Source organism: Neobacillus sp. Soil_C_43, assembly GCF_057656715.1.
The window spans coordinates 528969-543414 of record NZ_JBDGJV010000001.1 but is presented as its reverse complement, the minus strand read 5'-3'; the positions used below and the strand labels follow the sequence as shown (position 1 = coordinate 543414).

Sequence of the window (14446 nt, the reverse complement as noted above, 5' to 3'; positions counted from 1 at the left end):
GCTAGAAATTTTTTAGAAAAGGAGCAATAAAAATGAGTAATGTAACGATGGAGCAAATTGTTGCACATGCAAAGCACAGAGGATTTATTTTTCCGGGGTCAGAGATTTATGGTGGCCTTGCAAACACATGGGATTACGGTCCATTAGGTGTTGAGTTCAAAAACAATATCAAACAGGCATGGTGGAAGAAATTTGTTCAGGAGTCCCCTTACAATGTGGGCTTGGACGCTAGTATTCTGATGAATCCAAGAACATGGGAAGCGTCTGGACACATTGGAAACTTTAATGATCCAATGATTGATTGTAAAAACTGTAAAGCGCGTCACCGCGCAGATAAATTAATCGAAAATGCTCTTGATGAAAAAGGTATTGAAATGGTTGTTGATGGCTTACCGTTTGAGAAGATGGAAGAGCTTGTCAAAGAACATAATATAGCATGTCCGGATTGTGGAAGTCATGATTTCACAGGAATCCGACAGTTTAATCTTATGTTTAAAACCTTCCAAGGTGTTACTGAGTCAAGCACCAATGAGATTTTCCTTCGACCTGAAACAGCTCAAGGAATTTTTGTGAACTTTAAAAATGTACAACGTACAATGAGAAAGAAATTACCATTTGGTATTGCTCAGATTGGAAAAAGTTTCCGCAACGAAATTACACCAGGTAATTTTACCTTCCGTACACGTGAGTTCGAACAAATGGAGCTTGAATTTTTCTGTAAACCAGGAGAAGAGCTCACATGGTTTGATTATTGGAAGAATTTCGCTGAAGGCTGGTTAGGTTCTTTAGGTCTTACAAAAGAAAATTTAAGACTGCGTGACCATTCTGAAGATGAACTTTCTCACTATAGTAATGCAACGACCGATTTTGAATATAAGTTTCCATTTGGCTGGGGTGAGCTTTGGGGTGTTGCTTCCAGAACAGATTATGATTTGAAGCAGCATATGGAATTTTCGGGTGAGGATTTCCATTACCTTGATCCGGAAACGAATGAAAAGTATGTTCCTTACTGTATCGAACCATCACTCGGTGCGGACCGCGTTACATTGGCATTTTTAATTGATGCATATGAAGAAGAAGAGCTTGAAGATGGTACTTCCAGAACAGTTATGCATTTTCATCCTGCACTAGCACCGTTTAAGGCAGCCATTCTTCCGTTATCCAAGAAGTTATCTGATGAGGCAAAAGAAGTTTTTGCTACATTATCTAAATACTTTACTGTCGATTATGACGAGGCTGGTTCTATCGGTAAACGCTACCGCCGCCATGATGAAATCGGAACACCGTTCTGTATTACCTATGATTTTGACTCAAAAGAAGATCAAATGGTAACAGTAAGAGACCGTGATACCATGGAGCAAACAAGAATCCCAATCGCGGATCTTGTCAGCTTCCTTCAGGAGAAAATGGTATTTTAAAATATGCAAACCTAAAGGTGTGGGAAACCACACCTTTTTGTCATTTCAACTTGTCTGTTGATTTACGCTCCAATCAACAGGGGATAAAAATCAAAAATGTTCTTTAATAGTGCCTTGTCATGAAAGGGATGCTTCCGCCTTTAAGATAATTAGTATATAATATTTCTATTAAAGTATAACGTTATCATAGGAATAGGGTTCATTAGGAATCCATATTAAGGGTGGTGAGGACAATCGAACTGACAAAACGCCAGGAACATATTCTACAAATAGTAAAGGAAAATGGGCCGATAACAGGAGAGCACATCGCGGATCAATTAAGTTTGACCAGAGCAACCTTAAGACCGGATCTTGCCATACTAACGATGGCTGGTTTCCTTGATGCCAGACCACGTGTGGGCTATTTTTATACGGGAAAATCGGGAGCCCAATTATTAACAGAAAACCTTCAAAAAATTTATGTGAAGGATTATCAATCCATTCCTGTTGTAGTGAATGAGAATGTTTCGGTATACGATGCTATTTGTACAATGTTTCTTGAAGATGTGGGAACATTATTTGTAGTTGATCAAAGCACTCTTTTAGTAGGTGTTCTTTCTAGAAAGGACTTGCTAAGAGCGAGTATTGGGAAGCAGGAACTTGCAAGTATACCTGTCAATATTATTATGACCAGGATGCCTAATATTACAATGTGTGAGCGGGAAGATCTACTGATTGATATTGCCAAGAAATTAATTGAAAAACAAATCGATGCTCTTCCAGTAGTGAAAAGATCTGACAAGGGTTTTGAAGTAATTGGCAGAATAACGAAAACGAATATAACAAAAGCTTTTGTTGCTTTAGGGGATGAATAAGGTTAGATAACTTGAATAGAGGAGCTGTTGGGGGAGAATGAGTTTACCAATTATTTATGTAGTGTCTGATTCGGTTGGAGAAACAGCAGAATTAGTGACCAAAGCGGCAATAACCCAATTTAATGGTTCTGGTATGACATTAAAAAGATTTCCCTATGTGGAAGACAGGGAACATATTGATGAAGTCCTCTCACTTGTTTCTCTTGATAAGGGAATGATTGCCTTTACACTAGTTAAACCGGACATGCGTACATATATGCAGAAACGTGCGGAAGAGGAAGGAATCATTGCTGTAGATCTTATCGGGCCTATTATGGATCAAATTCAACTTTATAGCGGAAAAACTCCATTATGTGAGCCTGGACTTGTCAGAAAGCTGGACGAGGATTATTTTAAAAAAATTGAGGCGATTGAATTCGCCGTTAAATATGACGATGGCCGAGACCCAAGAGGAATTTTAAAGGCTGATATAGTATTAATTGGTGTTTCAAGAACCTCTAAAACTCCACTATCTCAATACTTGGCCCATAAACGCTTAAAAGTGGCAAATGTTCCCCTTGTGCCTGAGGTCGATCCACCAGAAGAACTTTTTAAGGTTCCTATTGAAAAATGCTTTGGTCTAAAAATTAGCCCTGAAAAGTTAAATAATATTAGACGTGAACGATTACGGTCCCTAGGATTAAATGACGAGGCTAGTTATGCGAATATTGAACGGATAAAAGATGAATTAACCTTTTTTGAAAAATTAGTTTCAAAAATTAACTGCCCTGTTATTGATGTGACCAATAAAGCTGTTGAGGAAACAGCGAACGTTATTTTAAATTATATTCAAAAAGGTAGACCGTAAGCGCATAATCAATTGATTATGTGCTTTTTTATGAAAAAAACTAATAAAATAAAACAAAATAATTATGGTAAAATGATAATGATTGTACTATAATAAAAAATTGTGATAAAAATATATCTTTTTAGGTTTAGAGTTGCATGTGAACGAATAAACTATTTATTGTTAGATGTCAAGGCAACCCCCTAAAAAAAATTCGACATAAATCCTTTTTGTAAAAGTTATCACTTTTAAGAAGGAATATGCGGAGAGATGTAGAATTAATACTTATGCAAAAGCATTCCAAGATTTAAGTGGATAAGATTCATGACTGGTTAATGAGGAAATTGTCGAAATAGCTTCTGATTTTTCAGAAGAATTTTTACTTATTGCTTCCTAAAATTACCATGACACGAACTATTCTACATAATTTTATCTCCAAAGGGAGTGTTATTTAAGGAGAATGCAATATAAAGTTTTACGGCAGAATTAACAAAAATTTTGTCGAAATTTGCAGGAATTTAAAGATTGCCTGCCGAATACCTGTTAGTACAAATGGAGATGTTCACATGGCAGACCGTATTGCCGAAGAAAAGATTGATCAAGTTCGTCAAGCTGTTGATATTGTCGAAATAATCAGCGATTATGTTCAACTGAAAAAGCAGGGGCGAAATTACTTCGGACTATGTCCTTTCCATGGTGAAAGCACCCCTTCATTTTCAGTATCGCCTGATAAACAAATTTACCATTGTTTTGGATGTGGAGCAGGTGGAAATGTTTTTTCTTTCTTAATGGAACTTGAAGGTATGTCGTTCCAGGAAGCAGCCATTAAATTAGCTGCGAGAGTTAATATTGATCTCGATATTAAAAGGTCTACGGTTTCTGGAGAGAAGAAGGTTTCCAAAGAATTTCAATCTATGCTCGATGCCCATGAGTTATTAAGAAAATTTTATCATCACTTACTAGTAAATACAAAGGAAGGTCAGCACGCATTAGAGTATTTATTAGATAGAGGTTTTTCAAGGGAATCGATTGATAAGTTTCAAATTGGGTATTCATTAAATTCATGGGATTTTGTTTATAAGTTCCTATCTAAAAGGGATTTTTCACCTGAATGGATGGAAAAAGCCGGACTAATTATCCAGCGGGAAAGAGACGGGACATATTTTGATCGATTTAGAGATCGAATCATGTTTCCAATTTCCGACCGAAATGGTAATACGATTGCATTTTCAGGGAGGTCACTTGGGGCCGATGAGCCCAAATATTTAAATAGTCCCGAAACCGCAATCTTTAATAAAAGTAAAATTCTATACAATTATCATTTAGCTAAATCAAGTATAAAAAAGTTGCAACATGCTGTTTTGTTTGAGGGATTTGCCGATTGTATTGCAGCAGATCGATCTGGTGTAGAGAATGGTATTGCCACAATGGGAACTTCTTTGACTGATGAACATATAGCCCTATTACGTCAAAGCGTTCAATCCATAACAATTTGCTATGATTCTGATAAGCCTGGGATTGAAGCGGCCTATCGAGCAGGTAGTCACTTAAATGATGCGGGTTTCCAAATCAAGGTGGCTATGATGCCAGATGGAATGGATCCTGATGAATATATAAAAAAAAATGGCTCTGAAAAATTTCGCAATGAAGTAATTGGTGCAAGCTCAACCTGGATGGGTTTTAAATTTCTTTACTTTAGAAGAGGAAAAAATCTTCAAATTGAAGGAGATCGGCTTGCGTATATCGAACAAATAATTAAAGAAATCAGCAAATTAAATAAGGCTGTTGAAAGAGATCATTACTTGCGGCAGCTCGCTGGTGAATTTTCGCTTTCGTTGGATGCTTTAAAACAGCAGCAAAAACAAATCTTCTTCGAAGAAAAAAGAAAATCCAACGGAAAGACTGAAACAAGTAATAAACCATCATTGAAAATTGTTAAGCAGGTGAACGAGTTAAAGCCCGCACATTATACTGCTGAGAGGCGTTTAATTGCACATATGCTAAAAAATCGTGATGTTGCTTACAAGGTTCAGGATTTATTACAACAAAACACGTTTAATATGGATGAACATCAGGCAATAATAACATATCTGTTAGGATTTTATGAAGATCACTTAGAACCTGATTCTAGTGCGTTTTTAACCTATATTCAAGATGAAAATCTTAGAAGAATGGTTGCAAATATTGAAATGATGTCCATTAATGAAGAATTAAGTGACCAAGAATTAACTGATTATATCAAACAGGTGTTGAATTATCAAAAAATGCTAAAGATAAAAGAAAAAGAAGTGGAACAAAAAGAAGCAGAGCGACATGGTGAATTTAGTAGAGCTGCTGCAATTGGTATTGAAATTATTCAATTGCGTAAATCGTTATAGATTCCATTTTAGTGTCTTTGATTCTGGAAGGAGGAGGACATATGGCTGCTGAAAAATCAGCCCGTTCAAAAGAGGCCGAGAATGAACTGACCTTTGAACAAGTAAAGGATCAGTTAACTGAATTAGGAAAAAAAGTTGGTGTCCTTGCCTATGATGACATTGCCGAAAAGATGGCTAATTTTGATTTAGAATCTGATCAAATGGATGAGTTTTATGAATTCCTGGGAGATCAAGGTATCGAATTAGTAGGCGATAGTGAGGAAGCTCCAAACAGTAAACAATTATCAAAAGGGGACGACGAAGAATTTGATTTAAATGATCTTAGCGTTCCTCCAGGTGTTAAGATTAATGACCCAGTTCGTATGTATTTAAAAGAGATTGGTCGCGTTGACTTACTTTCTGGTGAAGAAGAGATTAAACTCGCCAACCGTATTGAAGAAGGTGACGAGGAAGCGAAGCGCCGTTTGGCTGAAGCAAACCTACGTCTAGTCGTAAGTATTGCAAAGCGCTATGTAGGTCGCGGTATGCTATTTCTAGACCTGATTCAAGAAGGAAATATGGGTCTTATTAAAGCAGTTGAAAAATTCGATTATCGTAAAGGCTTTAAGTTTAGTACCTATGCAACCTGGTGGATTCGCCAAGCTATCACAAGGGCGATTGCGGACCAAGCCAGAACCATTCGTATCCCTGTTCATATGGTTGAAACAATTAACAAACTTATCCGTGTTCAACGTCAATTACTACAGGATCTTGGACGTGAACCAACACCAGAAGAAATTGGGGAAGATATGGATTTAACCCCGGATAAAGTAAGGGAAATTCTAAAGATTGCTCAAGAGCCTGTTTCATTGGAAACACCAATTGGTGAAGAAGATGATTCTCATCTTGGTGATTTCATAGAAGACCAAGATGCAACGTCTCCTTCTGAACATGCTGCGTATGAATTATTAAAAGAGCAATTAGAAGACGTTCTCGATACTTTGACAGACAGGGAAGAAAACGTCCTTCGCCTGCGTTTTGGATTGGATGATGGCCGGACTCGTACACTAGAAGAAGTAGGGAAAGTCTTTGGAGTAACCCGCGAGCGAATTCGTCAAATTGAAGCGAAAGCATTGCGGAAATTACGTCATCCAAGCCGGAGCAAACGGTTGAAAGATTTCTTAGAATAAATTTATTCAATTAATGGTTTACTCTTTAAGGGAGTAAACTTTTTTTTGTCTTTTTATAAAAGTTTACATTGAAAGCACTTACTGTATTTGAGTTTATTTTACTGAATTGTCTCTCATTTTGCAAATAGGCACATTGATTTATTCATTTGTTTTAATGAATTTTATTTTTTTGGAAAAGGAATAAACTTGTTCTTGTTTCTTATTCTCTGTGTTAATAGTGTAAATTCTTTTCTTGCAACTTTGTTGAATTACTATTTTTATTATTTTTAAATAATTAATTATTTTATAAAATTTTTAAATGTTGAGAAATTTCGGTTGTTTCTTTTATAATAAATAAAGAAAGCGCATACAAAGTTGTTTCAAGGGGGATAAAAATGAATTTCGACTTAACAGCTGAACAAGATATGATTAAACGGACAATTCGCCAATTTGCAGATGAAGAGGTAGCACCTGGTGCTATTGAAAGAGATAAAACTAAACAATTTCCAGTAGAGATCTTTAAAAAGCTTGCTGAAATGGGGATTATGGGACTTCCATTCCCTGAAGAATACGGCGGTGCTGGAGCAGATACTGTCAGCTTTGCGATTGTAACTGAAGAATTAAGTAGAGCTTGTGCATCGACAGGGATTACCTATTCTGCTCATATTTCATTAGGTGGAGCACCCCTTCATTTGTTTGGGACTGAAGAACAAAAGCAAAAATATTTAACTCCTATTTGTACAGGTGAATCATTTGGTGCATTTGGCTTAACGGAACCCAATGCTGGTTCAGATGCGGGCGGTACAAGAACTTCCGCTAGAGAAGCGAATGGTGAATTCCTAATAAATGGGAATAAGTGTTTCATTACTAACGCAAGCTTCGCAAAGCATTTAGCCTTAACAGCTATAACTGGTGAAAATAACGGGAAGAAAGAAATCAGTGCGATTATCGTTCCTACTAATTCTGACGGCTTTACGATTATTGATAATTACGAAAAGATGGGTTTGAATGCTTCGAATACCACGGAGCTTGTATTAGAGGATGTAAGAGTTTCTTCCGAAAATCTTTTAGGAAAGCGAGGAGAGGGTTTTAGACAGTTTTTGATTACACTTGATGGGGGCCGAATTGGGATTGGAGCTATGGCAGTGGGGATTGCTCAGGGTGCGTATGAGAAGGCACTTGCCTATGCAAAGGAACGGAAGCAATTTGGAAAATCCATTTCCTCTTTCCAAGCTATTCAGTTTAAATTAGCCGATATGGCAATGAAAATTGAATTAGCCAGAAATATGGTGTATAAAGCTGCTTGGTTAAAAGATCAAGGCAGAGCGTTCTCAAAAGAAGCTGCAATGTGTAAACTATATGCTTCTGAAATCTGTATGGAAGTAACGAGTCAGGCTGTTCAGATACATGGTGGATACGGATATATGAAGGAGTATCATGTGGAAAGAATGATGCGTGATGCAAAACTGCTTGAAATTGGTGAAGGAACATCTGAAGTTCAACGAATGGTTATTTCGCGATTAATTGGTTGTTAAAAGTATATATGGGAAAGCTAAGAGAGGTAAATTAATTATTGTCGTTAATTTACCTCTTTTTTCTTTTGTCTTTGTTAAAGAACAGTGTTAATTTTTTGTACCCTGTTGATTGGAGCGGAAGGTGCGAGACTCCTGTGGGAGTACGGTTCAGGGGAGACCCCGCAGGCGTGAGCGCCGAGGAGGCTCGCCGAAACGCCCACGGAAAGCGAAGCACTTGGAGCGGAAATCAACAGGCAAGTTTAACAAAGCTTTGTTTTTTATAAAGATTATAGTGATAAAATAAGTTTAGGGCTTTTCCTTCTGTTCATTTTCAAGTAAAATAGTAATTGTTTGTAGACTATTTATTTATTAACAGATGTTCGTACATAAGGGAGGTTAATTGCATGAAACGTAATCCAGTAATTCCTTTTATTCTTATCATGGTTTTTGGACTCGTACTTGTATTTGTCATGTCTTTCAAAGGCCTTGGAGATATGAAAGAAGTAGCTAGTGAGAAGGGTGAAGGAAATGGCAGCGAGAAGACGGAAGTAGCTGCTTCTAAGCCAGAAGACATTTATAAGCAAACATGTGTTGCTTGTCACGGTGATCAGTATCAAGGGGTAGTGGGTCCTACGTTAAAAGGTGTAGGAGGCAAATATTCTAAGGATCAACTTATGGAAATCGTGACAAAAGGTAAAGGAAACATGCCTGCTGGTCTAGTTCCACAAGAACAAGCTGCTGCAATGGCAGATTGGTTAGCAAATATCAAATAATGTATCGTCTTAAAAGAAGTCCTTTGCATATGTGAAGGACTTTTTTTATACTTAGAAAAGTAATTAATGATTTTATTGTAAAGTGGTGGTTTTTTGAATACTGATAAATTATCAATCCGATTAGCTACAGTGGCTAAATATGTACCTGCTGGGTCTAGGATTGCAGATATTGGCTCTGATCATGCATATTTACCCTGTTACTTAGCCAAAAGTACAGGAATTTCTTTTGCTATTGCAGGAGAGGTTGCTGCAGGACCATACCAATCGGCCGAAAGAAATGTTCAATCGGAAGGTTTATCTTCTATTATTTCTGTACGAATGGGTGATGGTTTAGAAGTCATTCAACCTGGAGAAGTGGATTGTATTACTATTGCAGGAATGGGTGGCTCTTTAATCACAAGTATATTAGAAAATGGGAAAGAAAAGCTTGGGTCTGTCAAACGGTTAGTATTGCAACCAAATATTAGTGCAATTTCTATCCGAAAATGGTTCTTAGAAAATAATTGGGAACTTGTTGCGGAAGAAATTATGGAAGAGGACGGGAAAATTTACGAGGTCCTTGTTGCTGAAAAAGGAGATACCTCTAAACCTTATCAAAATCAGTTAGAAAGTGGTCTTTTATTAGGGCCATTTCTAAGTCAAAATCAAGAACCAGCCTTTCAAAAAAAATGGTCCATGGAAATAAAAAATTGGAAGCGAATAGTAGATCAGTTAGAGAGTGCAGGAGAAACGGCTGAAACAGTAGAAAAAAAGCAAGAGTTATTGAACAAGATAAGGTTAGTTGAGGAGGTATTGAAACTTGAAGAATCCTAACGGGCATGAGATTATTCAGCTTTTTGAACAGTTTTCACCGAAATCCTTAGCAATGGAAGGCGATAAAATTGGCTTGCAAGTTGGAAGGTTAAATAAAAAGGTTGATCGAGTGATGATTGCTCTTGATGTGCTGGAAGATGTAATAGATGAAGCTGTTGAAAAAAATGTACAACTGATCATTGCACACCATCCAATTATTTTTCGCCCACTAAAAAATGTACTAACGGATACAACACAAGGTAGAATGGTTGAAAAGCTATTAAAACACGACATTGCAGTCTATGCGGCACACACCAATCTGGACGTTGCAAAGGGAGGAGTAAACGACCTCTTGGCAGCTGCATTAGAATTACGGGAACCAGAAGTACTAGTCCCTACCTTTGACACGAAGTTAAAGAAATTAGTGGTTTTTGTACCTGTAAGCCATGCAGAAGAAATTAGAAACGTACTTGGCAAAGCCGGAGCAGGTTTTATAGGGAATTACAGTCATTGTACCTTCTCTACAAATGGCACCGGGCGGTTTCTGCCTGGTGAGAATACAAATCCCTTTGTGGGGCAACCTGGTCAGTTAGAAGAGGTAGATGAGATTCGGATTGAGACCATAGTTCCAGAACCGCTTCTAAAAAAAGCCATTACTGCATTGATTAAAGCACATCCTTATGAAGAAGTAGCTTACGATGTATATCCTACTGAAAATAAAGGGGAAGTGCTTGGTCTAGGTAGGATAGGAAAAGTTAGTGAAATGACTCTTGGAGAGTTTGCAGAAAAAGTAAAGACCGCACTTGATGTGGAACAAGTAAGAGTAGTAGGCGATCTAGCTTCTAAGGTTAGAAAGGTTGCTGTTTTGGGTGGCGATGGAAATAAATATTTCATGAATGCCAAATTCAAAGGAGCCGATGTATATGTAACAGGAGATATTTATTATCACACTGCACATGATGCTATGATGCAAGGTCTTAATATGATTGATCCTGGGCATAATGTTGAAAAGGTCATGAAAAAAGGATTGACAGCAGCCTTGCAAAAGTTGTGTAGAGAAGAAGGATATGAAGTAGAGATATTCCCTTCTGAAGTTAATACGGATCCTTTCCAATTCATTTAAAAAGAAGGCTGTGTTAAAGAACAGTGTTGATATATACACCCTGTTGATTGGAGCGGAAGGCACGAAGACTCCTGTGGGAGTATGGTTCAGGGGAGACCCCGCAGGCGCAAGCGCCGAGGAGGCTCGCCGAAACACCCACGGAAAGCGAAGTGCCTGGAGCGGAAATCAACAGGCAAGTTAATAGAGCCAAAAAGAAAAAGAACCGCGTCTAACGTAAGACGCGGTTCTTTTCATTTACTCGTTTTCGGCCTTTTTAACCTTAGGTAATATTCTACTTAGTTGAACTTTTTTTCTCCGTTCCCAAGTGGCTTCATTGTTCGGATCAAATTGTTCTAAGAACGTTATGACTTCCTTTGTAATAGGAGTAGGTGTGGAGGCTCCGGATGTAACAGCAACCGTCTTAGCATCCTTAATCCAATCAATTTCTAACTCAGTAATATCTGCAATACGATACGCCCTTGTACCAGCAATTTCTTCTGAAACCTGTGCAAGACGATTAGAATTATTACTTTTTGGATCTCCTACAACAATAGTAACGTCAGCTTCAGTGGCCTGATCGGCAACTGCCTCTTGGCGTATTTGGGTTGCATGGCAAATTTCATTATAAACCTCAACATGAGGATATTTTTGTTGAACCCTTTTCATCGTATCCGAAACATCCCATTGACTCATAGTCGTTTGGTTCGTTACGAGAAGCTTCTCACAATTAATGGTTAATGCTTCAACATCACTCGGGGTTTCCACCAGATGAACCATGCCAGGAGCAACACCAACAGCTCCTTCTGGTTCTGGATGCCCTTTTTTTCCAATGTAAATGACGTGGTAACCTTGTTGGGTCTTTTCTTCAATGAGGTCATGTGTTCTTGTCACGTCAGGACATGTTGCATCAATGGTTACAAGGCCTTTCTTTTTAGCAAGTTCACGCACTTCTGGAGAAATCCCGTGGGCAGTAAAAATAACTGTCCCTGATTCTACCTTATCAAGAATATCTTTTCTGTTTTTTCCATCTAGTGTGATGATTCCTTCTTCCTCGAAAGCATCTGTAACATGTTTATTATGAACAATCATTCCTAAAATGTAGATTGGACGTGGCAAAGATTTATCTAATGCGGCGTTTCTAGCGATGACCATGGCGTCGACCACACCATAACAGTATCCGCGTGGAGATATCTTTATGATTTGCATATATGAAGTCCTCCTAAAAGACATTGTTTAATAGACTATGTATTTATTATATAAGACTAATAGATAGAATACAAAGATACATTTTTCCTTTTGGAATAGCGAGAAATAAAAAGAATGCTGTTTCCAGCATTCTGACGTTAGATGTACATTCTCGGAATGGAATTTCCTCTTGGTTGTTTTCCGCTACTTTTAGCGGGCTTTTGTTGCTTCTTTTGACTAGATTGTTTTCCTGTACGGCGGTTTTCAGTTTGCTCGTTCGTTGAAGACTCTTCATCCATAACGGCTACCGATTGATTACTTTTCCCATCCGTTGTTTCTTCCATACTCTTTGATGCATTTTTAAATCCTTTATAGAGCTTCCACATGGCCGGGAGATTCTTGACCATTGGGCCGTACTGTTGAATGACAGGGCCTATAGATTGTGCTGTTCTTAATACTTGTTGGGTATTATTGAGAATAGAGGTTAATCCGCCTGGGTTACTTAAGGACTGGAGTAATCCTCCTGCACCGCCTGATGCAGCCCTGCCAGCTCCTTGTGCACCCATAAGTCCACCTGCACCGCCAGCTTGGTTTCCTCTACCCAAAATTTTTGAGAGTAGCCCGCCGCCACCGTTCATTTGTCTTCCCATCGATCCCATCATCGGATTTCTTCCCCCAAATGGATTGGCAGTTGGCCTCATCATTTGGTTTCCTCCTCCAAAGGGGTTTATACTAGGTCCCATCATTGGGCTTCTTCCGGCAAAAGGATTGTTCCCAGCCCCCATCATCGGATTTCTGCCTCCAAACATACCTGGGCCGCCCATACCGCCTTGCATAGGTACTCTTGGTCTTGGTTGCATACCACGACCTCCTTTCGTTCCCTCATGCTTTAAAATATGCATTTACCCTAATTTGGTTTAGGTATTCTACACAAGTTATTAACTAAATTTCATTTTAAAAATCGGATAAAATGTAAAAGATGAGAAATATATAGATAGTTAGCTGGTGATTTAAGAGAAACTTTAATATAATAACATGATGGAATGAAAAGTGTAGGCACATGCTGGTAAAGAAAAACTACATTAAACCATAGGATATTTTTTAGAATAAGGAGCCCTTATATGAAAGTAAATAAATTTGATCGTTTTAAGTTTCAACCTTTTATTATAGATTCGCTGAATAAGTTTGGTTTTTATAGTCCAACGGAAATTCAGGAACGGATGATTCCATTAGTGCTTAAGGGAGAAAGTGCCATTGGCCAATCCCAAACAGGAACAGGTAAAACATTTGCCTATGTATTACCTATCCTTGAAAAAATTGATCCAAAGCGTCAAGAGGTTCAAGCAGTTATTACTGCACCGACAAGAGAATTAGCCTCACAAATTTATCATCAAATCTTAAAAGTAACAGAAAACTGCAGTCCAGATAGTCAAATCATGACAAGATGCTATATTGGTGGAACTGACAAACAGCGGACCATTGAAAAATTAAAGGTACAGCCTCAAATCGTTGTAGGTACTCCAGGACGAATAAAGGATTTAATGGTTGAACAAGCTCTTTTCATTCATACATCAGAAATCCTTGTTGTTGATGAAGCAGACATGATTCTAGATATGGGATTTATTGAAGATGTGGATCAGGTAGCTGCAAAGATGCCGGAGAACTTGCAAATGCTTGTCTTTTCTGCGACCATACCTGAAAAACTTAAACCTTTTTTAAAAAAGTATATGGAAAATCCAAAAACGGTTCATATTGATCCAAAAAATAAGGCTGCTGAAAATTTAGAGCATGCTCTTTTACCATCCAGACATCGCAGTAAGAAGCAGCTTGTTCATGATGCCCTACTGGCCTACAATCCCTATTTAGCGATTGTTTTTACGAATACTAAAAAAATGGCTGAAGAGGTAGCGTACTACTTAAATGAAAAAGGGCTAAAGGTTGGCCGTGTTCATGGGAACTTAAACCCACGGGAACGTAAAAAAATGATGAAGCAAATTCAGGATTTGGAGTTCCAATATATCGTGGCAACGGACCTCGCCTCAAGGGGTATCGATATTGAAGGTGTCAGCCATGTAATAAACTATGAACTTCCAACAGATTTGGATTTTTATATCCATAGGGTTGGAAGAACAGCGAGAGCAGGCAATACAGGGATAGCCCTTACCATTTATGAGAGTTCCGATGAAGATGCGTTAAACAAGTTAGAAAAAATGGGTATTCAATTTAAACATGTGGATCTTAAAAAAGAAGGTTTTGTTGAAATAGATGAACGAAATAAAAGAAAGACAAGAGTTAGAAAAGAAGATGAAGCAGCTAAAACAGCTAAAACCCTAGTAAAGAAGCCACAAAAAGTAAAGCCAGGTTATAAAAAGAAAATGCAATGGGAAATGGACAAAATAAAGAAACGTCAGCGGAAATTGAACCAGAAAAAGAAATAAGAGATTGAATGGAGAGGA

The 14446-nt window shown here is 37.9% G+C and carries 12 protein-coding genes; 10 read left to right on the top strand and 2 right to left on the bottom strand.

Annotated features, from left to right (window positions below):
• Positions 1-32 precede the first annotated feature (32 nt).
• The 9 genes from AC3A54_RS02890 (at position 33) to AC3A54_RS02850 (ending at position 10826) form a co-directional block, all read left to right on the top strand.
• Positions 33-1418 carry a glycine--tRNA ligase gene (locus AC3A54_RS02890; RefSeq protein WP_335544006.1) on the top strand — a complete coding sequence of 462 codons (1386 nt, stop codon included), beginning with the start codon at positions 33-35 and terminating at the stop codon, positions 1416-1418.
• A 221-nt stretch (positions 1419-1639) separates the two neighbouring features.
• Positions 1640-2272: a transcriptional regulator CcpN gene (gene ccpN, locus AC3A54_RS02885; RefSeq protein ID WP_308083141.1), complete on the top strand. Its 633-nt coding sequence runs from the start codon at positions 1640-1642 to the stop codon at positions 2270-2272.
• Positions 2273-2309: 37 nt separating this feature from the next.
• On the top strand, positions 2310-3119 hold the full coding sequence (locus AC3A54_RS02880) for a pyruvate, water dikinase regulatory protein (protein WP_487653264.1): 810 nt from the start codon (positions 2310-2312) through the stop codon (positions 3117-3119).
• Positions 3120-3664: 545 nt separating this feature from the next.
• Positions 3665-5476 carry a DNA primase gene (dnaG, locus tag AC3A54_RS02875; RefSeq protein WP_487653263.1) on the top strand — a complete coding sequence of 604 codons (1812 nt, stop codon included), beginning with the start codon at positions 3665-3667 and terminating at the stop codon, positions 5474-5476.
• Positions 5477-5517: 41 nt separating this feature from the next.
• A complete protein-coding gene (rpoD, locus tag AC3A54_RS02870) occupies positions 5518-6645 on the top strand; it encodes an RNA polymerase sigma factor RpoD (RefSeq protein WP_307286736.1) in 1128 nt (375 codons plus the stop codon).
• A 374-nt stretch (positions 6646-7019) separates the two neighbouring features.
• On the top strand, positions 7020-8159 hold the full coding sequence (locus AC3A54_RS02865; RefSeq protein ID WP_487653262.1) for an acyl-CoA dehydrogenase family protein: 1140 nt from the start codon (positions 7020-7022) through the stop codon (positions 8157-8159).
• 383 nt (positions 8160-8542) lie between these two features.
• Positions 8543-8911, top strand: coding sequence for a cytochrome c550 (gene cccA, locus AC3A54_RS02860; protein ID WP_335548358.1), 369 nt, complete (start codon positions 8543-8545; stop codon positions 8909-8911).
• Between the two features lie 93 nt (positions 8912-9004).
• The gene (locus AC3A54_RS02855) at positions 9005-9724 is read left to right on the top strand and encodes a tRNA (adenine(22)-N(1))-methyltransferase (protein WP_487653261.1); all 720 of its coding nucleotides are present in this window, start codon (positions 9005-9007) and stop codon (positions 9722-9724) included.
• On the top strand, positions 9711-10826 hold the full coding sequence (locus AC3A54_RS02850; RefSeq protein WP_487653260.1) for a Nif3-like dinuclear metal center hexameric protein: 1116 nt from the start codon (positions 9711-9713) through the stop codon (positions 10824-10826). Before AC3A54_RS02855 ends, AC3A54_RS02850 begins: the two co-directional genes overlap by 14 nt.
• A gap of 234 nt (positions 10827-11060) precedes the next feature.
• On the opposite strand, the gene AC3A54_RS02845 is transcribed toward AC3A54_RS02850, so the two are convergent.
• Positions 11061-12011 carry a 4-hydroxy-3-methylbut-2-enyl diphosphate reductase gene (locus AC3A54_RS02845; RefSeq protein ID WP_487653259.1) on the bottom strand — a complete coding sequence of 317 codons (951 nt, stop codon included), beginning with the start codon at positions 12009-12011 and terminating at the stop codon, positions 11061-11063.
• A gap of 137 nt (positions 12012-12148) precedes the next feature.
• The gene (gene vrrA, locus AC3A54_RS02840; protein ID WP_487653258.1) at positions 12149-12850 is read right to left on the bottom strand and encodes a VrrA/YqfQ family protein; all 702 of its coding nucleotides are present in this window, start codon (positions 12848-12850) and stop codon (positions 12149-12151) included.
• Positions 12851-13111: 261 nt separating this feature from the next.
• On the opposite strand from vrrA, the gene AC3A54_RS02835 reads away from it, so the two are divergent.
• Positions 13112-14428: a DEAD/DEAH box helicase gene (locus tag AC3A54_RS02835; protein WP_335548354.1), complete on the top strand. Its 1317-nt coding sequence runs from the start codon at positions 13112-13114 to the stop codon at positions 14426-14428.
• The last annotated feature ends 18 nt before the right edge of the window (positions 14429-14446 follow it).

What these genes read in the sequence shown, in the direction of transcription:
- cccA (WP_335548358.1), top strand. Translation starts at nt 8,543, where the DNA reads ATGAAACGTAATCCAGTAATTCCTTTTATTCTTATCATGGTTTTTGGA.
- AC3A54_RS02835 (WP_335548354.1), top strand. Translation starts at nt 13,112, where the DNA reads ATGAAAGTAAATAAATTTGATCGTTTTAAGTTTCAACCTTTTATTATA.
- AC3A54_RS02880 (WP_487653264.1), top strand. Translation starts at nt 2,310, where the DNA reads ATGAGTTTACCAATTATTTATGTAGTGTCTGATTCGGTTGGAGAAACA.
- dnaG (WP_487653263.1), top strand. Translation starts at nt 3,665, where the DNA reads ATGGCAGACCGTATTGCCGAAGAAAAGATTGATCAAGTTCGTCAAGCT.
- rpoD (WP_307286736.1), top strand. Translation starts at nt 5,518, where the DNA reads ATGGCTGCTGAAAAATCAGCCCGTTCAAAAGAGGCCGAGAATGAACTG.
- vrrA (WP_487653258.1), bottom strand. Translation starts at nt 12,850, where the DNA reads ATGCAACCAAGACCAAGAGTACCTATGCAAGGCGGTATGGGCGGCCCA.
- AC3A54_RS02890 (WP_335544006.1), top strand. Translation starts at nt 33, where the DNA reads ATGAGTAATGTAACGATGGAGCAAATTGTTGCACATGCAAAGCACAGA.
- AC3A54_RS02845 (WP_487653259.1), bottom strand. Translation starts at nt 12,011, where the DNA reads ATGCAAATCATAAAGATATCTCCACGCGGATACTGTTATGGTGTGGTC.
- AC3A54_RS02865 (WP_487653262.1), top strand. Translation starts at nt 7,020, where the DNA reads ATGAATTTCGACTTAACAGCTGAACAAGATATGATTAAACGGACAATT.